Below are 21,191 nucleotides of genomic sequence, written 5' to 3' on the forward strand. Positions count from 1 at the left end.
CATTGCTCCAACGGTTTGCATGCGTTGCTGCGCCGTCTACCGGCCTCGCCACGCTTCGAACATCAGGCTCGCGCAGCTACCGCCGAACCCGAACGAAACTGACATCGCCGTGTCGATGCGCGCCTCGCGCGTCACGCACACGAGCGGCATGTCCCGCAGTTGCGGCTCCGGCGTATCGACCAGCGCCGTCCCCGCGATAAAAGCGTCGCGCATCATCAACAGCGTATAGATCGCTTCGTGCACGCCGCACGCGCCGAGCGAATGCCCGGTCATCCCCTTGGTCGACGAAAACGCGGGCACACCTTGAGCCGATCCGCCGAACACGTCGCGCAACGCGTGCAGCTCTTCGAGATCGCCAAGCGGCGTCGACGGCGCGTGGGTGTTCACGTAGTCGGGACGGCGGCCCGCCTGCTCCAGCGCACCGCGCATCGCGCGCGCGATGCCGGCCGCACTCGGCGCGACCATGCCCGCGTGATCCGTGCAATCGCCGAAGCCCGTCAGCTCCGCGTAGATGCGCGCGCCGCGCTCGAGCGCATGATCGAGCGCTTCGAGCACGAGCACACCGCCACCCGATGCGATCACGAAACCGCCGCGCTGCGTGTCGTACGGCCGTGATGCGCTCTGCGGCGTGTCGTTGAAGCGGCGCGACAGCGCGCCCATCGCGTCGAACAACAGCGTGGTGTTGTCGTGCAGCGCTTCGCTGCCGCCCGCCAGCACGACCTGCTGTCGGCCGGTTTGAATCAGCTGCATCGCCTGACCGATCGCGAGCGCCGACGTCGTGCAGGCCGACGACGGCGAATAGCTGACGCCTTCGAGCCCGAACATTTGCGCGACGTTCGCCGACGCGGTGCTGCTCATCGCTTGCGGCACCGTGTACGGCGGCACCTTGTCGACGCCGCGCGTTTGCGCAATCGCGAGCGCCGCGTCGTAGCTCGCCAGCGTGCCAACGCCCGAGCCGATCACGACGCCCGTGCGCGGCGATTGCAAGTCCGTGCGGGCAAGCCCCGCATCGTCGATCGCGCATTGCGCCGCGTGGCACGCGAAGCGCGCGGTGTCGCCCATGAAGCGTTCGTGCTTGCGCTCGAATGGCGCCTCGTGCGCGACCGACGCGACGCCGGCGACCTGCGACGCAAACCCTCGCTCGCGCCACGCATCGATACGCTCGACGCGCGAGCGCCCCGCGCGCAACGCAGAGGAGACTTCGTCGAGCGTATTGCCGAGACACGACACGATCCCCATCCCGGTCACGACCACGCGTTGCAGGCTCACGCTCATCGAACCCGCCGGAAAATCAGCGACGTGTTGATGCCGCCGAACGCGAAGTTGTTGCTCATCACGTACTCGGCGTCGATCTCGCGCGCGCCGCCGACGATGTAATCGAGCGCCGCGCAGGCCGGATCGACGGTGTCGAGATTCAGCGTCGGCACGTACCAGTTGCGCTTCATCATCTCGATCGTCCACCACGCCTCGATCGCGCCGCACGCGCCGAGCGTGTGGCCGACATAACTCTTCAGCGAGCTGATCGGCATGCGCGCGCCGAAGCTCCGCGCGGTCGCATGGCTTTCGGCGATGTCACCGCGATCTGTCGACGTGCCGTGCGCGTTCACGTAGGCAATCGCTTCGGGCGGCAATTGCGCGTCGCGCAGGGCGAGTTGCATCGCGAGCGTCATGGTGTCGGCGGTCGGTTGCGTCATGTGCGCGCCGTCCGAGTTACAGCCGAAACCGACCACCTCCGCATGAATCCGCGCACCGCGCGCCAATGCGTGCCCGTATTCTTCGAGCACCAGCGTTGCCGCGCCCTCGCCGACCACGAGGCCATCGCGCGCGGCATCGAACGGACGCGGCGTCAGATGCGGCTCGTCGTTGCGCGTGCTGGTCGCGTAGAGCGTGTCGAACACGGCGACCGCCGGGCCCGACAACTCTTCAGCGCCACCCGCGAGCATCAGCGTCTGCTTGCCCGACTGGATCGCCTCGTACGCGTAGCCGATCGCCTGGCTACCCGACGCGCACGCGCACGAGGTCGGGATGATGCGGCCTTTGAGATCCCAGAACAGGCTCACGTTGACCGCCGTCGTGTGCGGCATCATCTGCACGTAGCTGTTCGACGTGACGTTGCTCATCGAGCCGGTTTCAAGCATCGTGCCGAACGCACGGATGGGCTGCACCGAGCCCGACGACGAACCGTACGCGACGCCCATGCGGCCGTCGCCGATGCTCGTGTCGTCAGCGAGCCCCGCATCGGCGAGCGCGAGTTCGCTCGCGCGCACCGCATACAGCGACACCGGTCCCATCGAGCGCACCTTCTTGCGCGGGTAATGCGCTGGGGTCGCGAACCCGGGCAACGGACACGCGAGCCGCGTATGCAACGACTCGAAGAAGTCCCACTCGGGCATGCGCCGCACCGCGTTCTCAGCGCGTTCGAGGCGCGCCTGAACCGCTTCCCAGCTGTCGCCGAACGCGCTCACGCCGCCCATGCCGGTAATGACGACGCGCTTCATCAGACCATCCCGCCGTTGACGCCGATCACCTGACGCGTCACGTACGACGCGCAATCCGACATCAGAAAGCTCACCACCGCCGCGACCTCGGCCGGCTGGCCGACGCGGTTCATCGGCACGGTCTTCAGTGCGTGATCGATCGTCATCTGTTCGAGCATGCCGGTTTCGATCAGCCCCGGCGCGACGCAATTGACGGTGATGTTGCGCGACGCGAGCTCGACCGCGAGCGCCTTGGTCGCGCCGATGAGTCCCGCCTTCGCCGCGCTGTAGTTGACCTGGCCGCGATTGCCCACCACGCCCGACACCGATGCGATCGTGACGATGCGGCCGCCCTCACGCGCGCGCACCATCGGCATCGTCAACGGATGCACGACGTTGTAGAACGCGTCGAGGCCGGTTTCGATCACGACGTCCCAGTCTTCTTCCGTCAGCGCGGGAAAAGCGGCGTCGCGCGTGACACCTGCGCTGCAGACGATGCCGTAGTACGGACCGTGCGCGGCGACGTCCGCTTCGAGCGCCTCGCGGCACGCTGCGCGCTCACGCACGTCGAATTGCAGCACCCGCGCCGTGCCGCCCTGCGCGGCGATTCCCGTCGCGACCGCGTCGGCTTCGCTGCGTCCTGTGCGGCAATGCACGGTCACGGCAAAACCGTCGGCGGCCAACCTGTACGCAATCGCGCGGCCGATGCCCCGGCTTGCGCCGGTAACAAGAACTCGCCGGCTCATGAACTGACACTCCCTTCGATGAATGACTGGAAATCGGGCGGTTGAAACACCTTGATCACGGCTTCGGCGCAACGCATGGCGCCATCGTCGATCGTGCATTCGTAGGCGGCGTGGCCTGCGTCGCTGCGCAGCAGCTCGCTCACCTGAACGTGCAAACGCGCGCCGCTTCGGAACGCCGGCTGCAGCGCCTGACAGCTGCGCGAGCCGAGCAGCACGCCGGGACGCGCGTGGCCGCCGCCGCGCATCGCGACGAGCGCGATGTGCGCGGCGATCGCCTGCGCCATCAGCTCGATGCCGATCCACGCGGGCATCGCGCCGGCGGCGTCGGCGTACCAGGCGTGCGGGTCGACGTTGGCAAAGGCGCTCAACGTGGTGTCGGCGAACGCATCGATCGCATCGATCAGCAGCATGGTGCCGCGATGCGGGATGATCGCCTCGATCGGCTGCCGCACGAGTTGCTCGACCGAGAGTAGCGGAGTCGTCATGCGCATCACCGGGCGAGAATCAGACTGACATTGCTGCCGCCGAATGCGAACGAATTGCTCATCGCGTACTGCGTGCCGGTGCCGCGCGGCAGATGGCGCGCGCCGTCGACGAGGTCGAGCGCGGGCAGCGCGGGGTCGGCCTCGCCGTCCCACAGGTGCGGCGGCAGCGTCGCATCGTCGCGCGCGAGCGTGAGCCACGCGAAGCCGAGTTCAGTCGCGCCGGCCGCGCCGAGCTGATGGCCGGTCAGCGGCTTGGTGCCGCTCGCGGCGACGCCGCCGGGGAACACGCGCGCCATCAGATGCGCTTCCATTTCGTCGTTCTTCTGCGTGGCGGTCGCGTGCAGATTCACATAGCCAACCGCCGACGCCGCGATGCCTGCGTCCGCGAGCGCCTCGCGCAAAGCCATTTCGCCGCCGACGCCGCGCGGGTCCGGCGCCGAAATATGGTGCGCGTCGCTCGATTCGCCGAGACCCGCTAGCCGCAGCGCCGCTTCGTCGCGGCTCATCAGGAACACGGCCGCACCCTCCCCGACGTTGATACCGCAGCGATTGCGGCTCATCGGATTGGTGCGTACGCGGCTGGTCGATTCGAGCGACGCGAAGCCCTGCACCGTCAATTCGCACAGCGAATCGACGCCACCGACGACGACCGCATCGCACAGGTGCAATTGCAGCAGCCGACGCGCCGACGCGAACGCCTTCGCGCTCGACGTGCAGGCGGTCGAAATCGTGAACGCCGGGCCATGCACGCCGAGCGCGGCGGCAGCGAATGGTGCGGCGGTGCCGATTTCCATCTGCCGGTAGTTGAAGCTCGTCGGCAACTCGCCCGCTTGTGCGTGATAGACGAACGCGGTTTCGGCCGCCTCGATGCCCGACGTGCTGGTACCGAGCACGACGCCGATGCGCTGTGAACCGTAGCGCTCGCGCGCGGCTTCGATCGCGGGCGCGATCTGCGCGAGCGCGGCGAGCAGCAGCCGGTTGTTGCGACAGTCGTAGCGCGCGAGATCGGCGCGCGGCGCGAGATCGAGCGGCGTCAGCACGCTGCCGACGAACGCCTCGCCGATGCCGGTATGCACGTTGCGCATCCCGGGCGAGCGCGCGGCGGCGAGCGCCGGCACGATCTCGTCGACGTCGCCGCCGAGCGCGTTGATCATGCCGAGCGCGTGCAAATAAACTGATGGCGCTTTCATGCCGCCCTCCGTGATTCCGATGACTTGCCCGAGGGCATCCCGATAGGCGCGAGCAGCACCGCGACCGCGATGCCGAGCGCGAGCGTCGTGCCGAAGCTTTTCAGCGCGGGCATCGCGCTGATGCCGAGCATGCCGAACGACAACAACGCGGTGGCCGCCGACAGCAGCACGCCGGTCCACACCGCGCCAGAATTCGCCTCCGCGCGCGAACAGCCTTCACGCAGAAACACCGCATAGTTGGCGCCGACGCCGAGCACGAGCATCAGCGCGAGCCAGTTGAACAGATTGAGCGGCACGTCCGCATAGCCGAATACCGACAGCGCGAGCCCGACCGCGAGCAGCACGGGCAAGGTCGTGGCGATACCTCCGCGCGCTCCGTAGCGCAGCATCAGCAGCACGCACACGAGCGCGAGCGCGCCGCCCAACCACCAGCCGGTATTCACGCGATACGCGCCGAACAGCTTCGACACGCTCGCGGCCTTGTCGACGAACACGACGCCGGGCAGACCGTGCGCGAGCGCGATCAGCGCGGGCTCGTTGCGCGGGGTCACGCCTTGAGGGATCACGACGGCCGCGTAGCCAGTTGCACGCGCTTCGTTCGCGCCATTTGATGCCTCCGCGCCGAGCCACAGATACCGGTACGGCTGCGACCAAGGCGCCGCGAGCCAGCGCTCGACGGTGAGCGGCGCTGCTTGCTTCGCGAAAGCGGCGAGCCACGCATCGGCGACTTCGTCCTTGAAGCCCGCTTGCAGCAGCGTCGCGCGCAAGGCGGCGGAATCGATGAACACATGACGCGCGAGCAACGCGCGATCGTCGTTCTGACGCTGCGCGGACGGCACGAACTGCGCGACCGACTGATAGCCGCCGACGCTATCCGCGGTGCCGTTCAGCGCATCGAGCTTCGCGCCGAGCGCTTCGGCGCGTTGCAGCACCGCCTCTTGCGTCGCGCCGCGCACGACAAAAAACTGCGCGCTGTTATCGACGCCGACCGCCGCGCGCACCGCGTCTTCCTGCGCGACCAGCGACGCGTCGCGCTGGATCAGCAGATGGATGTCGTCGTCGCTGGTCAGACGCAGCCAGCCGGGCACCGCGGCGATCACCAGCAGCGTCGCGATCAGCCACGCGCGCTGGCCGCCGAGCGCACGGTGCCAGCGCACGAGCAGCCACGCCGCGCCCGCGAACACGCGTTGCGGGCTGCGCTTCGGCGGCCGCGTGAGCAGCGCGGGCAGCAGCGACAGCACCGACGCAAACGCAGTCGTGATGCCCACCATCGCGAAACACGCGATCTGCTTCAACGCGGGGAACGGCACCCACATCAGGATCGCGTAACCGAGCAGACTCGTGGCGAGTGCAACGCCCAGCGCGGGCCGCACCATGCGCGCGCCGCGCCGCGCATCCCAGTCGCGGCCCGCGCCGAGATAGACGACGAAATACTGGATCGAATAGTCGACCGCCTCGCCAATCAGGCTCGCACCGAACACGAGCGTCAGCAGATGCAGCTTGCCGAACACCAGCAGCGTCGCCGCGAGCGCGCAGACGATGCCGAGCGCGGTCGATACGAAGCCGAGCAGCAAAAGATGCGGCGAGCGGAACACCCACATCATCAGCAGAGCGATGCCGCACAGCGACGCGATGCCGATCACATGCACCTCGCGTTCGGACGCGCTGCGCGCGGCCTCCGCGTAGAACACGGCGCCGGTCCGTGCAATCGATACGTCGGGGAACGCCTGACGCAACGTGCTTTGCGCGTCGGCTAACGCTAAGTGCACCGCGCGCTGCGTGCTCGTTTCGTAGGCGGAGCCCGGCAGCGTCGCGACGATCAGCACGCTGGTCGTGTCACCCTGCGCGTCGTGACGATGCGACACCAGCAGGTTGTCCTCGACTTCGAGATTCGCCGTCGCGAGCGGCAGATCGCCGAGCCAGCGTTCGAGCCAACCGAACGGATCGTCGGCGAGTGGTGTGCTGAGACCGCCTTGCAGCGGACTGTAGATGCGTTGCGCGAGCAGGTCGTGCAGCGTCGTCGTGCTTGCGTTCGCGAGTGCGGTGCGATCGTCCGGCGTGAGCAGACCGAAGCGATACGGCACATACAGCGCCGCGATCTGCGACAGGTCGAACGGCGGCAACTCGGCTGTCACCGAAGCGAACGCCCCGCTCTTTTGCAACGACGCGCCCAGTTGCTTCGCCGCCGCTTTCGCGTGCGCATCGTCGTGGCTCGTGACGAGCAGCACGGTGCGATCGCCGAGCGCGCTCGCGAGCGTGTCGACCGCTGTTTCGGCGACCGGGTCCGCTTCGGTCGCGGGCAGCAGCGCGAGCAGATTGGTTTCGAGCGGCGACGCTCCCGCGAAGCGCCAGCCGCAATAGAGCGCCGCCAGCAGCGCAAGCACGAGCCATGCGGCGCGCACGCCCCATGCGTGTTTCGCGGATCGCTGCTGCAGCATGTCCATCACGGCGCTCCGAACAGGCCGCGCTCGTCCGGCGTCGGCTCGGCGACGATCGTGCTGTTCGCGAACTCGAGTTTTGTTACGTCGCCGTTCGCGAGCGTGATGCGCAGGCTTTGCAGATAATCGCCGCCGCTCATGTCGAGGCCCTTGATCGATTGCGCGAGCTGCGGCTGGTTCGGCGTGAGCCGCATGCGCCATTGCGCGGTGCTGCCTTCGGCGCTCACGTCGAACTGCGAGTAGAGCGCGGACAGGTCGCCGCCCAACATCGCGCGCATCATCTTCGACACCTGCGCGACACCGCGGGTGCCTTGCGCGCCATGTGTGCTCACGCGATGGCCGCTTGCATCGACCTGTGCGACGCCGGCATCGGCGATCACGTAGGTGGCCTTGTACGGCGCGTCGACCCGCCAGATCACGCCGCGCTCACGAAAGAACAGCAAGCTGCCGTTGCTGACGAGCGGCTGTTTCATCGCGGCGAGCGTCTGCGTCTGCGTGAATTGCGCGCGCACGCCTCTCGCCTGCGCGAGGTGCGCGGCGATCTGCGAGACCAGTGCAGGGTTGGCGGGCGCGGCGGCATTCGCCGGGTTGGCTGTTGCCGCATGCGCCGGCGCCGCGGACCACGCGAGCATGCACGTCACGCCGATCGCGCCCGCTACCCGCGACACGGCTGCACGCCGGGTCATCGTCCCCATACGCGCTCCAGCTTTTCGAATACGACCGGCGGCGACACGAACTGCAATTCCTCGGTGGCGGCATCGACGGCGACCTGAATCGTATAGCCCTTGGTGAGCCGCGTCCCCGACGCGGCATCGACGATTTCATAGCCTATTTTCAGGCGGTTTTCGTATTCGAGCAGTTGCGCGCGCACTTCGAGCGTCTGTCCGTACACGGCGGGCCGCACGTACTTCAGATGCGCCTCGACGATCGGCCACAGATAGCCCGACGCACGCATCTCGCGATAGTCGTAGTCGAACGCGCGCAGGAGCGCCGCGCGGCCCATCTCGAAGTACTTCAGATAATTGCCGTGCCAACACACGTTCATTGCGTCGACGTCGTGAAACGGCACTTCGACGGTCGCGCTCGCGGCGAGCACGTGCTGCGTTTTCGCGGGCTCGCTCATGCGTCGGCTCCCTGGCGATCGTCGTCCATGTCCAGCAGTTCGCACGCGGCAATCCGTGCGCTCAACGCGCGCAGCTCGCCTTCGAGCGCGCGGTCCTCGGCGACGAAGGGCGAGTGCGCGCCCACGTCATCGACGAACGCGCGCAGCGGCGCGGGCACTGGCGTCGCGCTGTCGATGCGCAACCGCAGATGCACGGCCTGCACCGTCGCGAGCGTGTGCGCGGCGGCGACCTGCTCCGTCAATTCGAGCACGCGCAGGCAGTCGCGCGCGGCGATCGTGCCCATGCTGACCTTGTCCTGATTGTGCGACTCGGTCGAGCGCGAAAACACGCTCGCGGGCATCGTGTTCTTCAGCGCCTCGGCGGTCCATGCGGACGATGAAATCTGCACGGCCTTGAATCCATGGTTGATCGCGGCGCGTTCGGGGACCGCACCCGACAGATTGCGCGGCAAGCCGTTGTTGAAGTTGACATCGACGAGCAACGCGAGCTGCCGGTCCATCAGATCCGCCAGATTGGCGACGGCGACCTTCAGCGCATCCATCGCGAACGCGATATGGCCGCCGTAAAAGTTACCGCCGTGCAAAATGCGTTCGTTCTCGGGATCGACGAGCGGATTGTCGTTCGCGCTGTTCAGCTCGTTTTCGACGTCGCGGCGCACCCAGCCAAGCGCATCGCGCGCAACGCCGATCACGTGCGGTGCGCAACGGATCGAATAGCGATCCTGCAAGCGATGCCCCGGCGTGTCGGCCCGCCCGGCGAGATCGGCGCGGATCCACGCGGCTGCCTCAGCCTGACCCGCGTGCGGCTTCACGTCGAACAGCGTCGCGTCGAAGTGCGCGGCGCGGCCATCGAGCGCGACGGTCGACAGCGCGGTCAACCGCGCGGCAAGCCGGGTCAGGTGCTCCGCGCGCGCCACTGCGAGACACGCGAGGCCGGTCATCACGGCCGTGCCGTTCATCAGCGCGAGGCCTTCCTTCGGCGCGAGCGTCAGCGGCTCGACCCCCAGCTCGATCCACACGTCGCGCGCCGCGCGCAACGCACCGGCGTACTGCACGTCGCGCTCGCCCGCGAGCGCGGCCGCCACGTACGACAGCGGCGTCAGATCGCCGCTCGCGCCGACCGAACCCTCCGACGGAATGCGCGGCAACACGCGATGATTGATCAAGGCCGCGAGGCGTTCGAGCAGCACCGTACGCACGCCCGAAAAGCCATACGCGAGCGAATTGAGACGCGCGGCGATCACCGCGAGGGTTTGCGCGTCGTCGAGGTACGCGCCCATGCCGCAGCCGTGATAACGCGTCAGTTGCATCGGCAACGCCTCGACGAGCGCCATCGGCACGTCGACCACGCAGGCGTCGCCGTAACCGGTGTTGACGCCGTACACGGTCGCGCCGGCAGCCAACTGCCGGCGCAGGAACGCTGCGCCGCGCTCGATGCGCGCGCGCCATGCGGGATCGTCGCTCAGCGCGACCCACGCACGCTGGCGCGCGATCGCGACGACCTCTTCAATCGTCAGCCGGCGTGCCCCAACGACAACCGGTGCGCAACCGGTATCGGCATTCGCGGGGGTACTCGCCACGGCGTGCGCGCGCCGCGCCTCGCTCAGATCATGTTCGGCCATTCGCGCCTCGCCTGGGGCTGGCCCAGAAATCGAAGAAGTTGAACCATTGATAAGGGGCCTTGCGGCAATAGTGTTCGAGGCGCAGCGCGTAGCGTTGCGCCCACGCGGCCAGATGCTGCGCGCGTTCGCGGCGCGGCAGCTCGATGCGCTCGGCGAACGGTTCGAAGTACATCCGATAGCCGTCACGTTCCTTCAGGCAGAAGAACAGATAGACCGGACAACCGAGCGCATGCGCGAGCACGTACGGCCCTTGCGCGAACGGCGCGCTCGCACCGAGAAATTGCGCGTCGGTGGTGCGCCCCGCCTCGGCCGCCGGCACCCGATCGCCGACGATCACCAGCAGTTCGCCCGCATCGATGCGCTGCTGCATCAGCACCGCGGTCTCGGGACCGAAGTCGCCGACTTCGAGCAGATCCCGCGCGAAGTCGCGGTTCGACGACGCGAGCACCTGATTGAAGCGGCGCGCGTGCTCGGTGTAGACGACCGCCGTGACCTTCGCGTGCTCGCCGCGCACGGCGAGCGCGCGCATCATCTCCAGATTGCCGAGGTGCGCGCCGATCACGAGCGCGCCCTTTCCGCTCGCGATCAATGCTTCGAAGGCCGAAGGATCGTCGAACGTGACGTCGGTTTCGTCCACGCGGCCACTCCACGCGGCGAGCTTGTCGAAGCCCGACTGCGCGAACGCGAGCATATGGCGATACGCGGACAGCCAGCCCGGACGCGGCGTATTCGCCGACGCCGCGACCGCGTTCAGATGCGTAAAGTAGTTGTCCGACGCGGCGCGCGCGGCGCGGCCCGTCAGCAGAAAATACGCCACGACCGGATGCAGCCACAACGCGGTGAAGCGGCGGCCGAACAGTTTGCAGCTCAGCGCGAGCAGGCTCATGCCGAGGTGGCTGCCGCGTTCGGCGATGCGCCACCAGGCTTCGGACTGCGGTTCATCGGTGAGCGTGTCGTCGGGCGCCACGCCACGGCGCGGCATGAACTTGTGGGCGAGCAGCACCGGCAGGCGCCACAGCATCCCGAACACGAGCCGCGTATGGCTTCGGCTGATGCGCACGTTGTCCCACAGCACGTCGAAATGCGACACGCCGTCGGCCGCGTAGGTCACGCGCGTCGGGATCGAGCGAAACGCGGCGCGCCGCCAGTACAGACGCACGAGGATCTCGATGTCGAAGTCCATGCGCGTCGGCAGCTGCACGCTGTCGATCAGCTCGCACGCGAGCGCGAGCGGATACAGACGGAAGCCGCACATCGAGTCGCGGATCGTCAGCGAGAGCGTCTCGATCCATACCCATACGTGGGTCAGATAGCGGCCATAGAGACGCGCCTTCGGCACGCTGTCGTCATAGACCGGGCGGCCGAGAATCACCGCGCCCAGTTCGGCGCGCGCGGCATCGATGAAGCGCGGCACGTCGGTCGCGTCGTGCTGGCCGTCGGCGTCGATCTGCAGCGCGTGCGTGTAGCCTGCGGCGCGCGCCGCCCGCAGGCCCGCCATCACCGCCGCGCCCTTGCCGCCGTTTTCGGGCAGACGCAGCAGCGTCATCTGCTGCGCGTACTGCCGTGCGAGCGCGGCGAGTACCTGCTGAGTAGGCTCGTCGCTGCCGTCGTCGACAACGAAAATCGGCAGGCCGTGCACCGCGAGATCCGCGACGGTCGCGCCGATCGCGTCCTTGTGGTTGTAGATCGGGATGACGATGCAAGGCGCGAACTTCATCACGCGTCCTCCCGATGCACGAGGAGGCCCGACGCGCATTCGCGTCCGTCGAGCCGGTACGTGAACTGCACGCGACGGCGCGCGACGTCGCAGGCGAGCGTGAGTTCGAGCACCGCACCGGGCGGCACCGGCGCCATGAACTTCAACCGCTCGACCGAAGCCACTTCACGCACCCGCGGCCAATGCCCAGCCGCGAGCCGCGCCGCCCAGTCGACCTGCACGACGCCCGGCAGAATCGGCAGGCCCGGAAAGTGGCCGGCGAAATGCACGAGCGTCGGCGGCACGCGCAGCACGTAGTGCAGCGTGTGGCCTCCGCGCGTTTCGGCGAGCACTTCCATGCCCTCGGCGCGCGGCGCGAACGCGGCCGCGACCGCGCTCGCGGGCAGCTTGCCGCGCACATCGAACGGCAGGCTCACGCGAAAACGCCAGTGGCGCGGCAGCACGACTGCATCGAAGTAATCAGCCAGATGCCGGCGCAGCGTTTTCGCGAGCGCGACGCGGCCTTCGTCGCGCAACACCGCACCGCCCGCTTCGGTCAGCGCGACCACCGCGCCGACCCGTTCGCGCGACGCGCCTTCGAGCGGCACCAGCGCCGCCTGCGCGACATACGGATGCAGCGCGAGACGCGCCTCGAGTTCCGGCAGCGATACGCGCTTGCCGCCGAGCTTCAGCACGCGGTCAAGGCGCCCCTGCAAACGGAAGCGCCCGTCAGCATCGAAGGCAATGCGGTCGCCCGTGCGATGCCAGCCGTCGTGATCGAGATGCGGCGAGCGCACGCACAGCGCGCCGTCGTCGTCGCCGCGCACCTCGACGCCGGCGACCGGCTGCCACGCGTCGCCCTCGTCATGGCGCCGCCACGCGATGCCGCCGGTCTCCGTGCTGCCGTAGATTTCGAACGGCGCCGCGCCGTAGGTCGCCGCATAGGGCTGCGCGGCGTCGGCCGCGAGCGGACCGCCCGACGAAAAGAACGCGCGCGGCGCGGGCGTGAGCGCGGCGAAGCCCGGCAACGCGGGCCAGCGCGATAGTTGCGCGGGCGTCGACACAATCGCCGTCGCGCCGCATTGCGCGATGCGCGCCTGTAGCTGCAGCGGCTCCATGCCGATCGCGCGATCGAACGCGCGGCCAGCCGCGAGCGGCCACAGCACGCGAAACAGCAGACCGTAGATGTGGTGATGCGGCACGCTCGAGAGCATCGTCGCGTCGCCGATCAACGCGCCCCACTGCTGTTCCAGCGTGTGAACTTCGGCGTTGAATTGCGCGAGCGTCTTGCGGATCGGCTTCGGCGTGCCGCTGCTGCCGGACGTATAGAGCGTGAGCGGCGCGTGCGGATCGATCGGGTGCGCGGTGTGAGCGGCGGCATGCGCCTGTGCCGATGCGGCGAATGGCGGCAGATCCGCATCCGTCATCATGAAGTCGTAAGCGCCCGCGAGATCGGCGAGATAGCCCGGCGTTGCATTGGCCGGGATCACCGGCTCCTTGCCGCACGCAAACAGCGCGAACAACGCGCAGGCGAACTCGAACGGATCGTCGATACAAAGCGCGCAACGCGGCGCGCCGTGCGTTCGCACGAGTTCGATCAAGCCCGCGACACGTGCGCGAAACGCCGCGCGATCGAGCAACACGGCGCCGTCGCGGCACACCGGCGCAGAAGCCGTGGCGAGCGCCGCTTCGGCCGACAACAGATCATGCAACGCGATCATTGGACCGCCTCCGACCCCGCCCGTGCGGCGCGCGGCCGCACGACGAGGCGCCGCCACACGTACTCGCCAGCAAGCAGCACGCCGATCAGCCCATACGCAATGAGGCCGTTGTACAGCGACCAGCTCGCGCGACTCCAAGAGAGCGCGGTATAGGCGGAAAACGCGCCGTTCAGCACAAAGAACCCGCACCAGACCTGAGTCACGCGCCGCGTATAGCGCACCGCGCCCGGCGGCAAATCGGGGCTGCCGAGGCGCGCGAATTTTTCGATCATCGACGGCCCGCGCGCGAGCGTCGCACCGAACGCGATCAGCAAACCGAGATTGACGAGCGACGGATAGAAGCGCAGCAGCAGCTCGCTATCGGTGACGACGATCGCCGCCGAAGCGCAACTCAGCAGGATCGCCACGCCCCAGTCGAGCGCGGACAGCTGTCCCAACGAGATCGCGGCCGGACCGCCGCCGGCCCAGCGCTGCAGCCACAAATTTGCGAACAGCAGGCAGCCGACGAGACGCGGCGCGTCCCAGTGCCATGCACACAGAATCAGCGCGGGGTAAGCGAGTTTCAGCAGCACCTGCACGACGGTCCTGCCCGGGTGAGGCCGCGTGCCGGATTCGTTTGCGACGGAACCTGGCTCTGACATCCCGGGGCACGGGCGCGCGGCCGGCATCAGCCTTGCGCCGCGAGCAGCGATTCGACCGCGCCGATCACGTCACCGACCGTGCGTACGGACTTGAAGTCGTCCGGCTTGATGCGACGGCCGGTCATTTCCTGCAGCTTGATCGCGAGATCGACTGCGTCGATGCTGTCGAGATCGAGGTCTTCAAACAGGTTGGCATCGGGCGTCACGCGCTCCGGCTCGATCGCGAAGTTGTCCTTGAAGATCGCGCGGATGCGCTCGAGAATCTCAGCCTCAGACACGGTCAATCCCCCTTCCTCGTGGTTGCGTGCGGCACTTCGCGCTGACTCCCGACCAACGCGGCGAGCGTGTTGATCGAGCGAAAGTGCTCGCGCGTGCGTTCGTCGTTCGCCGCGATGGTCAGTTGGTATTGTTTGCGCAGCACGATGCCGATCTCGAGCGCGTCGATTGAATCGAGACCGATGCCGTCGGAACCGAACAACGGGGCGTCGTCATCGATATCGGCGGGGCTCAGGTCTTCGAGATCGAGGGCTTCGATCAGAAGCTTTTTAATTTCCAGTTTTAAAGAATCCATAGTCAAACAGGTGCTGGGTAATGTGGGCTTCGACGGCATTCGTCACGCTGCGCGCCGCAATGGCCGCGGTGGTGTCGTGCGCGGCCAGTTCGGCGACGCCAAGCGGTGCGAGCACGTTCACGCGCATCCGGAAAGCGCGCGACGGCACGTTGTACCAGCGCATCTGCCGCGTGAACGCGGGCGGATCGCAATCCATCAACACCGGCACGATCGGCGCACCGGCCTTCAGCGCCATATGCGCGAAACCGCGCGAAAACGCGTGCAGCCGGTTCGGCGCGGGGCTGCGCGTGCCCTCCGGAAAAATAATCATCGAATAGCCGGCCGCGAGGTGCTTCGCGCCTGCGTCGATGAGGGCGGTCGCGTCCGCGTTGCTCACGTATTCGGCCGCGCGCACGATCCCCCAGAAACACGGGTTGCGCCAGTGCGCGTTCTTCACGACGCAGCACGCGCGCGGCGTCAGCGACAGCAGAACCATCACGTCGAGGTAAGTCGGGTGATTCGCGACGACGATCGCGGGCTCCCCCGCGCGCAACGCCTGCGCACCGGACACCTCGAGCTCCATCACGCCGAGACCGCGCAGCACCGCGACGAGCGTGCGGAAAAACCGGTGGATCACCACGGTCACCACTCGCTGCCGCGACGCGCGATGCGGCCACAGCCACGCGAACGGAAACACGAGCACCGAAAACAGCACGCCGCACACGCCGAACACGACAAAGGCGAAGCCGGTCGCGCAAAAACGCCATGCGTAATCAAGCCGCGCGGTCATCCCACCTCCAATGCCAGACCGCGCCGGCGCACTCCCAGCGCGCCGGCGCGCCGGTTTCGAGGCAGTGCAGCAGCGCCTGGCTCTGGGTCGGGAAGCGGGCGGCGTCGCTCGAGGCGGGCCGCGGGCCGTCCCGGGTGCCGTCCGCCACACCGTCCGCGCGGGTCAGCGAGCAGACGATGTGCCCGGCCGACGCCTCGCTATCGAGCAGTACCGCGATCGCCCCGCCCTGCACTTCGTCTTCGATCGTGCCGTAGGCGAGATCGGCCGGTTCGTCGGCATACACGAGCAGCACCGGCGCATCCGGTTGCGTCGCGTATTGCGCGTACGCCTCGAGCAGCGCATAGCCGAGCGTTTGTGCGCCCGCCGATACCGCGCTCGCAGCCGAGCGGTCGCCGCGCGCGATCCCGAACACGCCCGTCATCGCGTTCAACACCGACAGGCTGAAGGCGGTAGGCGACACCGGCTCGCCCGCGCTGATGCTGCGCAGGATGTCGGTGGTACGCCGCAATTCCCCATGCCGCGAGGCGAACACCACGCGCGCGGGATTCTGCGCGACACAGTCGTGCGCGACCTTGAGCGCGACCTTGGACAGCGTGCTGAGACGCCGCCGCACGATCGGCTCGATAAAGCCGATGTCGGGCGCGGCAGATGCGGTAGCCGGCCAGCTAGACCAGCGACCGACCGGAATGGTCCAGTGCAGATCGGACATATCGGTGTTCGCGCGTAGAAACGAGGAAAAGCTCAAACGCCCGACGCAGTACACAGCCGTGACAGCGTGCAGCGCCGCGCGGATCGGGAAGTTCCAGCCGGGATCGACCAGTCTTCGGTTTGGGAATGCAGCATTATTGGCATTCGGCCCCGATTATTCAGGTGCCACTGACAATACCTGACAATCGGTATAGCGGACTGCGGCTCGGGCTCCTTTCGTGGCCAAAATAGTGCTGCGTATTCTGAATCAAATCGGCCAGAAAAGACGTATCCATCTGTATCCGCGCTTGCTCAGGAACGGAAGACCCGCCAATTCGACCAGGCCTGCCGCGCCGAGGCGCTGGAAGGCGGTTCCGAGCGTCGGAATCGCGCGGCATCGCATCGCCATAATCGGCCAGACACGCTTTCATTTTTCTTTCTCCGAAAAAGATACAGAGCGATACGGCCGACACCGCGTCGCCCGCGCCTGTTATACTCCGGCCCTCATTGGGGAGTAGCCGCCCCGCGGCACGTCCGCACCGCTTCGCCGGTGCGTCGCACGTGTGGCTCGCGGGGGCGCCTGTCAACAGACTTGGCCGTCACGGCCATGGCAGCCGCAGCCTCTGGCCTGGCGAGACCGATGATCCACACGCGCCGCAACAGGGCCCGGCGCGTCGTGGGTCGTCGCTCGTTCATCTTCGGCCCGAGGAATCCATTCAACGTGAATCAAGCTTTTCTCATTTCGACCGGCGCGGTCGCGCTCGCCGAGATCGGCGACAAGACGCAACTGCTGTCGCTCGTGTTGGCCGCGCGCTATCGCAAGCCCGTGCCGATCATTCTCGGCGTGCTCGTCGCGACGCTGGTCAATCACGCGGGCGCCGGCGCGCTCGGCGCGTGGCTCGGCTCGATGCTGACGCCGACCATCATGCGCTGGGCTCTGCCGGTGTCCTTCATCGGCATGGGTCTGTGGATTCTCGTGCCCGACAAGCTCGACGACGAGGAAGCCAACACGAACCGCACGCACTTCGGCGTGTTCGGCACGACGGTCGTGACGTTCTTCCTCGCGGAGATGGGCGACAAGACGCAGATCGCGACGGTCGCCCTCGCCGCGCGCTTTCACGATTTCTTCGGCGTGGTGGCCGGCACGACGCTCGGCATGATGATCGCGAACGTGCCGGCGATCCTGCTCGGCGACCGCTTCGCGCATCGTCTGCCGACGAAGCTCGTGCACGGCATTGCCGCGGTGATGTTCGTCGTGCTCGGCGCGATGGCGTTGTTCGGGGCCGGGGTCTGACCTACTGCGCGGCTTTCGGCGCCGACGCCGCGGCCGCGGGCGGCACAGCCGCCGGCAACGACACTTCGTTCACGGCCGCACCACCGCCCGCCGGGATCTTGACGGTATGCACGGCGCCGTTGGCAAGCGGGAAGTCAGCGAGCGCGCTACGCGCCAGATAAGGCATCGCCCGCACCAGCGACGACTCTTCGCCAAAATTGCGCGCCGTCACGTTGTAGACCTCCCGGCCGCTCGCACGCTCGGTGATCCGGATGCCGAGCAGATGCGTGAACACCGGGTAACTCTCGTTCACATAGGTCGCCGGGTACGGCCCCCACGGTCCCCACGGATCGAACGGCCGCCCCCAGTAAGGACCGGGCCACGGGTTGTAATAGACCGGCTGCGCGACGGTCACAATGTCCGAGCTGATGCCGTACGCGAGCTCGATCAGATAGCGCGCGTCATAGTGAGCAACTTCGCGGAACGAGTGCACGGCGAGCTCGTTCGCGACGATCCGCTCGTACGCGCTCAGTTCGAGATTGTTCTTCTGATCTTCGTGCCGCGTGAACGCGTAGGTGCGGGTGGCGTCGCTGCCGGTCCAGTCCGAGAACGCCGTGACCTGGGTCGTCACGTAGGTCGTGCAGCCGGACAGCAGCACGCTCAGCGCGGCGAACAACAGCGCGACGCGGCGGGTCCATCGATCGATGTTCATGGTCTGCCTCGTGTTGCCTCTCTAGTACTGTAGTTAAAACCGTGGATGGGGCGCGACTATTCCGTGCTTTTGGCCGAAACTCGCCCCGGCTTCCTGCCGCACGATTGCCCGAGGCTTTGTACAATGAGTCGACCAAGCCCGGCTCATGCGCCATTTGCGCGCCTGACCGCTCGAATACACCACCACAGAACGCCATGGCCGATACCGCAACGCCCAATGTGATCCGCCGCGCCGATTACGCGCCGCCCGCCTTCCTGATCGACACCGTCGCTTTGGAGTTCGATCTGGTCCCCGAACGCACGGTCGTCAGGAATACGATGCGTGTGCGCCGCAACCCGGATGCGTCGCACGCCGCGCATCTCGAACTGATGGGCGAGCAGCTCGAGTTCGTCAGCGCCGGCATCGACGGCAAGCCGTTTCCGAACGCGCACCCTCACGAGCACGGCCTGCTGCTCGACGACGTGCCGGACAGCTTCGAGCTCACGCTCACGAGCATCTGCAATCCCGCGGAAAACACCACGCTGTCCGGGCTGTATGTATCGAGCGGCAACTTCTTCACGCAGTGCGAGGCCGAGGGCTTTCGCCGCATCACCTACTTCCTCGACCGCCCCGACGTGATGGCGAGCTTCACGGTCACGCTGCGCGCGAGCAAGGCCGACTATCCCGTGCTGCTGTCGAATGGCAATCTGCTCGAAGAAGGCGACTTGCCCGACGGGCGCCATTTCGCGCGCTGGGAAGATCCGTTCAGGAAGCCGAGCTATCTGTTCGCGCTCGTCGCGGGCAAGCTCGTCGCGCTCGAAGAACGCGTGAAGACCGGCTCGGGCAAGGAGAAACTGCTGCAAGTATGGGTCGAGCCGCACGATCTCGACAAGACCCGTCACGCGATGGATTCGCTGATCCACTCGATCCGCTGGGACGAAGAGCGCTTCGGGCTCGAGCTCGATCTGGACCGCTTCATGATCGTCGCGGTCAGCGACTTCAACATGGGCGCGATGGAGAACAAGGGGCTCAACATCTTCAACACGAAGTACGTGCTCGCGAACCCCGAAACGGCCACCGACACGGACTTCGCGAACATCGAGGCAGTGGTCGGCCACGAGTACTTCCACAACTGGACCGGCAACCGCGTGACCTGCCGCGACTGGTTCCAGCTGAGCCTGAAGGAAGGCCTGACGGTGTTCCGCGACCAGGAGTTTTCGGCCGACATGACGGGGGGCGCCACCGACGAAGCCGCGCGCGCCACCAAGCGCATCGAGGACGTGCGCGTGCTGCGCCAGATGCAGTTCGCCGAGGACGCCGGTCCGATGGCGCATCCGGTGCGCCCTGAGAGTTACGTCGAGATCAACAACTTTTACACGATGACCGTCTACGAGAAAGGCTCGGAAGTCGTGCGGATGTACCAGACGCTGTTCGGCCGCGACGGCTTCCGCAAGGGCATGGACCTGTACTTCAAGCGTCACGACGGCCAGGCAGTGACCTGCGACGACTTCCGTCACGCGCTCGCCGACGCGAACGGCCGCGACCTCGCGCAGTTCGAGCGCTGGTACAGCCAGGCCGGCACGCCGCGCGTGTCGGTGCGCACCCGCTACGACGCCGCGCAGCGGCGCTACAGCGTGACGCTGCGCCAGGGCTACGGCGAGACCGCGCCAGCGGCGCGCGAAACGCAGAAGGGACCGCTGCTGATTCCGTTCGCGATCGGCCTGATCGGCAAGGACGGCCGAGATCTGCCGCTGCAACTCGATGGCGAGGCGAAGGCGTCGGAGTCGACCACGCGCGTGCTCGAGTTCACGCAGACCGAGCAGACCTTCACGTTCGTCAATGTCGCGCAGGAACCCCTGCCGTCGCTGCTGCGCAATTTCTCGGCGCCGGTGATCGTCGAGTACGACTACACGGCCGAACAGCTTGCGTTCCTGCTCGCGCACGACAGCGATCCGTTCAACCGCTGGGAAGCCGGCCAGCGGCTGGCGACGCGCGAACTGCTCGCGCTCGCCGCGCGCGCGGCCACGGGCGCGGCGCTGCAGTTCGACGACTCGGTGGTCGCCGCGTTCGCGCGCGTACTGACCGACGAGACGCTGTCGCCGGCATTCCGCGAACTCGCGCTGATGCTGCCGTCCGAGGCCTATCTGGCCGAGCAGATGGCCGAGTCGAATCCGGCGGCGGTCCACACGGCACGGCAGTTCGTGCGCAAGCGCCTCGCCAATGCGCTGCGTGACGACTGGCTCAGGGTCTACGAGCAGCATCGCACACCGGGCGCCTATGAGGCGACGCCCGAGGCCGCCGGTCATCGCGCGTTGAAGAATCTCGCGCTGTCGTATCTGACCGAGCTCGACGATGCCGCGGACGCCGTGCGTCTCGCGGCCGCGCAATATGAAGCCGCGGACAACATGACCGACCGTGCGGCCGCGCTGTCGGCGCTGCTCAGCGCGGCCGCGCCGCAAGGCGGCAGCCCCGAGGCGCAGCACGCGCTCGACGACTTCTATCGGCGCTTCGAGAAGGAGCCGCTCGTCATCGACAAGTGGTTCGCGTTGCAGGCGATGCAGCGCGGCAGCGCGCAGCATCCGGTGATCGACACGGTACGCATGCTGATGAGGCATCCGGCCTTCAACCTGAAGAACCCGAACCGCGCGCGTTCGCTGATTTTCAGCTTCTGCGCGGCGAACCCCGCGCAGTTCCACGCGGAAGACGGCTCCGGTTACGCGTTCTGGGCCGAACAGGTGATCGCGCTCGACGCGCTCAATCCGCAGGTCGCGGCGCGCCTCGCGCGCTCGCTCGAACTGTGGCGCCGCTTTACGCCGGCGCTGCGCGACAGCATGCGCGCGGCGCTCGAGAAAGTGGCCGCACAGGTCAAGTCTCGCGACGTGCGCGAAATCGTCGAGAAGGCGTTGGCGTGATGCCTCGCTGAGTTCTCGAGTCGCATCGGAAAGCCGGCACGCGTTGCCGGCTTTTTTTCGTTTACAGGCTGCGTTCGCGTGGTCGCGTCGTGCCGTTAGCCATTTGGCCGACTGTTCATCGGACGTCGCCGGGAAGAAAGTATACGCAC

General features: G+C 67.3%; 19 protein-coding genes and 1 riboswitch. Of the genes, 2 read left to right on the plus strand and 17 right to left on the minus strand.

The window, feature by feature from the left end:
* Window positions 1–36 precede the first annotated feature (36 nt).
* The 16 genes from L0U81_RS11710 to L0U81_RS11785 are packed head-to-tail and all read right to left on the minus strand — an operon-like array spanning window position 37 to window position 16,188.
* Window positions 37–1,275 (minus strand): beta-ketoacyl-[acyl-carrier-protein] synthase family protein, encoded by a 1,239-nt coding sequence (locus tag L0U81_RS11710; protein ID WP_233802794.1) that lies wholly within the window; start codon window positions 1,273–1,275, stop codon window positions 37–39.
* Complete coding sequence (locus L0U81_RS11715) at window positions 1,272–2,498, minus strand: beta-ketoacyl-ACP synthase (RefSeq protein WP_233802796.1); 1,227 nt, start codon at window positions 2,496–2,498, stop codon at window positions 1,272–1,274. Before L0U81_RS11715 ends, L0U81_RS11710 begins: the two co-directional genes overlap by 4 nt.
* A complete protein-coding gene (locus tag L0U81_RS11720) occupies window positions 2,498–3,223 on the minus strand; it encodes a 3-ketoacyl-ACP reductase FabG2 (RefSeq protein WP_233802798.1) in 726 nt (241 codons plus the stop codon). The genes L0U81_RS11715 and L0U81_RS11720 overlap by 1 nt, the downstream gene beginning before the upstream one ends.
* Window positions 3,220–3,714: a hotdog family protein gene (locus L0U81_RS11725; protein WP_233802800.1), complete on the minus strand. Its 495-nt coding sequence runs from the start codon at window positions 3,712–3,714 to the stop codon at window positions 3,220–3,222. The genes L0U81_RS11720 and L0U81_RS11725 overlap by 4 nt, the downstream gene beginning before the upstream one ends.
* The gene (locus tag L0U81_RS11730; protein WP_233802802.1) at window positions 3,714–4,898 is read right to left on the minus strand and encodes a beta-ketoacyl-[acyl-carrier-protein] synthase family protein; all 1,185 of its coding nucleotides are present in this window, start codon (window positions 4,896–4,898) and stop codon (window positions 3,714–3,716) included. The genes L0U81_RS11725 and L0U81_RS11730 overlap by 1 nt, the downstream gene beginning before the upstream one ends.
* Complete coding sequence (locus tag L0U81_RS11735; protein ID WP_233802805.1) at window positions 4,895–7,342, minus strand: MMPL family transporter; 2,448 nt, start codon at window positions 7,340–7,342, stop codon at window positions 4,895–4,897. The genes L0U81_RS11730 and L0U81_RS11735 overlap by 4 nt, the downstream gene beginning before the upstream one ends.
* Window positions 7,342–8,031 (minus strand): LolA family protein, encoded by a 690-nt coding sequence (locus L0U81_RS11740; RefSeq protein ID WP_233802807.1) that lies wholly within the window; start codon window positions 8,029–8,031, stop codon window positions 7,342–7,344. Before L0U81_RS11740 ends, L0U81_RS11735 begins: the two co-directional genes overlap by 1 nt.
* Window positions 8,019–8,459: an acyl-CoA thioesterase gene (locus L0U81_RS11745; RefSeq protein WP_233802809.1), complete on the minus strand. Its 441-nt coding sequence runs from the start codon at window positions 8,457–8,459 to the stop codon at window positions 8,019–8,021. The genes L0U81_RS11740 and L0U81_RS11745 overlap by 13 nt, the downstream gene beginning before the upstream one ends.
* A complete protein-coding gene (locus L0U81_RS11750; protein WP_233802811.1) occupies window positions 8,456–10,081 on the minus strand; it encodes an HAL/PAL/TAL family ammonia-lyase in 1,626 nt (541 codons plus the stop codon). The genes L0U81_RS11745 and L0U81_RS11750 overlap by 4 nt, the downstream gene beginning before the upstream one ends.
* Complete coding sequence (locus tag L0U81_RS11755) at window positions 10,068–11,798, minus strand: glycosyltransferase family 2 protein (protein WP_233802813.1); 1,731 nt, start codon at window positions 11,796–11,798, stop codon at window positions 10,068–10,070. The genes L0U81_RS11750 and L0U81_RS11755 overlap by 14 nt, the downstream gene beginning before the upstream one ends.
* Entirely contained in the window at window positions 11,798–13,498 is a 1,701-nt protein-coding gene (locus L0U81_RS11760; RefSeq protein ID WP_233802815.1) for an AMP-binding protein, read from the minus strand. The genes L0U81_RS11755 and L0U81_RS11760 overlap by 1 nt, the downstream gene beginning before the upstream one ends.
* Window positions 13,495–14,139 (minus strand): hypothetical protein, encoded by a 645-nt coding sequence (locus tag L0U81_RS11765; protein WP_233802817.1) that lies wholly within the window; start codon window positions 14,137–14,139, stop codon window positions 13,495–13,497. Before L0U81_RS11765 ends, L0U81_RS11760 begins: the two co-directional genes overlap by 4 nt.
* A 26-nt stretch (window positions 14,140–14,165) precedes the next feature.
* The gene (locus tag L0U81_RS11770; protein WP_233802819.1) at window positions 14,166–14,417 is read right to left on the minus strand and encodes an acyl carrier protein; all 252 of its coding nucleotides are present in this window, start codon (window positions 14,415–14,417) and stop codon (window positions 14,166–14,168) included.
* A gap of 2 nt (window positions 14,418–14,419) precedes the next feature.
* On the minus strand, window positions 14,420–14,710 hold the full coding sequence (locus tag L0U81_RS11775) for a phosphopantetheine-binding protein (RefSeq protein ID WP_233802823.1): 291 nt from the start codon (window positions 14,708–14,710) through the stop codon (window positions 14,420–14,422).
* Window positions 14,685–15,479 carry a lysophospholipid acyltransferase family protein gene (locus tag L0U81_RS11780; protein ID WP_233802825.1) on the minus strand — a complete coding sequence of 265 codons (795 nt, stop codon included), beginning with the start codon at window positions 15,477–15,479 and terminating at the stop codon, window positions 14,685–14,687. Before L0U81_RS11780 ends, L0U81_RS11775 begins: the two co-directional genes overlap by 26 nt.
* Window positions 15,463–16,188 (minus strand): beta-ketoacyl synthase chain length factor, encoded by a 726-nt coding sequence (locus L0U81_RS11785; RefSeq protein WP_233802827.1) that lies wholly within the window; start codon window positions 16,186–16,188, stop codon window positions 15,463–15,465. The genes L0U81_RS11780 and L0U81_RS11785 overlap by 17 nt, the downstream gene beginning before the upstream one ends.
* A 475-nt stretch (window positions 16,189–16,663) precedes the next feature.
* Window positions 16,664–16,877: riboswitch (yybP-ykoY riboswitch) on the plus strand.
* A gap of 10 nt (window positions 16,878–16,887) precedes the next feature.
* Here L0U81_RS11785 and L0U81_RS11790 point away from each other — a divergent pair.
* Window positions 16,888–17,460, plus strand: coding sequence for a TMEM165/GDT1 family protein (locus tag L0U81_RS11790; RefSeq protein WP_233802829.1), 573 nt, complete (start codon window positions 16,888–16,890; stop codon window positions 17,458–17,460).
* A gap of 1 nt (window position 17,461) precedes the next feature.
* Here L0U81_RS11790 and L0U81_RS11795 read toward each other — a convergent pair whose 3' ends face one another.
* A complete protein-coding gene (locus L0U81_RS11795) occupies window positions 17,462–18,151 on the minus strand; it encodes a DUF4136 domain-containing protein (protein WP_233802832.1) in 690 nt (229 codons plus the stop codon).
* Window positions 18,152–18,345: 194 nt separating this feature from the next.
* Between L0U81_RS11795 and pepN the strand changes: the two genes are divergently transcribed.
* Window positions 18,346–21,042 (plus strand): aminopeptidase N, encoded by a 2,697-nt coding sequence (pepN, locus tag L0U81_RS11800; RefSeq protein WP_233802834.1) that lies wholly within the window; start codon window positions 18,346–18,348, stop codon window positions 21,040–21,042.
* The last annotated feature ends 149 nt before the right edge of the window (window positions 21,043–21,191 follow it).

The organism is Paraburkholderia sp. HP33-1 (assembly GCF_021390595.1).
GTDB lineage: Bacteria > Pseudomonadota > Gammaproteobacteria > Burkholderiales > Burkholderiaceae > Paraburkholderia.

Coding starts and splice junctions, on each gene's coding strand:
- L0U81_RS11710 (WP_233802794.1), bottom strand. CDS start 1,275: ATGAGCGTGAGCCTGCAACGCGTGGTCGTGACCGGGATGGGGATCGTG.
- L0U81_RS11715 (WP_233802796.1), bottom strand. CDS start 2,498: ATGAAGCGCGTCGTCATTACCGGCATGGGCGGCGTGAGCGCGTTCGGC.
- L0U81_RS11720 (WP_233802798.1), bottom strand. CDS start 3,223: ATGAGCCGGCGAGTTCTTGTTACCGGCGCAAGCCGGGGCATCGGCCGC.
- L0U81_RS11725 (WP_233802800.1), bottom strand. CDS start 3,714: ATGCGCATGACGACTCCGCTACTCTCGGTCGAGCAACTCGTGCGGCAG.
- L0U81_RS11730 (WP_233802802.1), bottom strand. CDS start 4,898: ATGAAAGCGCCATCAGTTTATTTGCACGCGCTCGGCATGATCAACGCG.
- L0U81_RS11735 (WP_233802805.1), bottom strand. CDS start 7,342: ATGGACATGCTGCAGCAGCGATCCGCGAAACACGCATGGGGCGTGCGC.
- L0U81_RS11740 (WP_233802807.1), bottom strand. CDS start 8,031: ATGGGGACGATGACCCGGCGTGCAGCCGTGTCGCGGGTAGCGGGCGCG.
- L0U81_RS11745 (WP_233802809.1), bottom strand. CDS start 8,459: ATGAGCGAGCCCGCGAAAACGCAGCACGTGCTCGCCGCGAGCGCGACC.
- L0U81_RS11750 (WP_233802811.1), bottom strand. CDS start 10,081: ATGGCCGAACATGATCTGAGCGAGGCGCGGCGCGCGCACGCCGTGGCG.
- L0U81_RS11755 (WP_233802813.1), bottom strand. CDS start 11,798: ATGAAGTTCGCGCCTTGCATCGTCATCCCGATCTACAACCACAAGGAC.
- L0U81_RS11760 (WP_233802815.1), bottom strand. CDS start 13,498: ATGATCGCGTTGCATGATCTGTTGTCGGCCGAAGCGGCGCTCGCCACG.
- L0U81_RS11765 (WP_233802817.1), bottom strand. CDS start 14,139: ATGTCAGAGCCAGGTTCCGTCGCAAACGAATCCGGCACGCGGCCTCAC.
- L0U81_RS11775 (WP_233802823.1), bottom strand. CDS start 14,710: ATGGATTCTTTAAAACTGGAAATTAAAAAGCTTCTGATCGAAGCCCTC.
- L0U81_RS11780 (WP_233802825.1), bottom strand. CDS start 15,479: ATGACCGCGCGGCTTGATTACGCATGGCGTTTTTGCGCGACCGGCTTC.
- L0U81_RS11785 (WP_233802827.1), bottom strand. CDS start 16,188: ATGTCCGATCTGCACTGGACCATTCCGGTCGGTCGCTGGTCTAGCTGG.
- L0U81_RS11795 (WP_233802832.1), bottom strand. CDS start 18,151: ATGAACATCGATCGATGGACCCGCCGCGTCGCGCTGTTGTTCGCCGCG.
- pepN (WP_233802834.1), top strand. CDS start 18,346: ATGGCCGATACCGCAACGCCCAATGTGATCCGCCGCGCCGATTACGCG.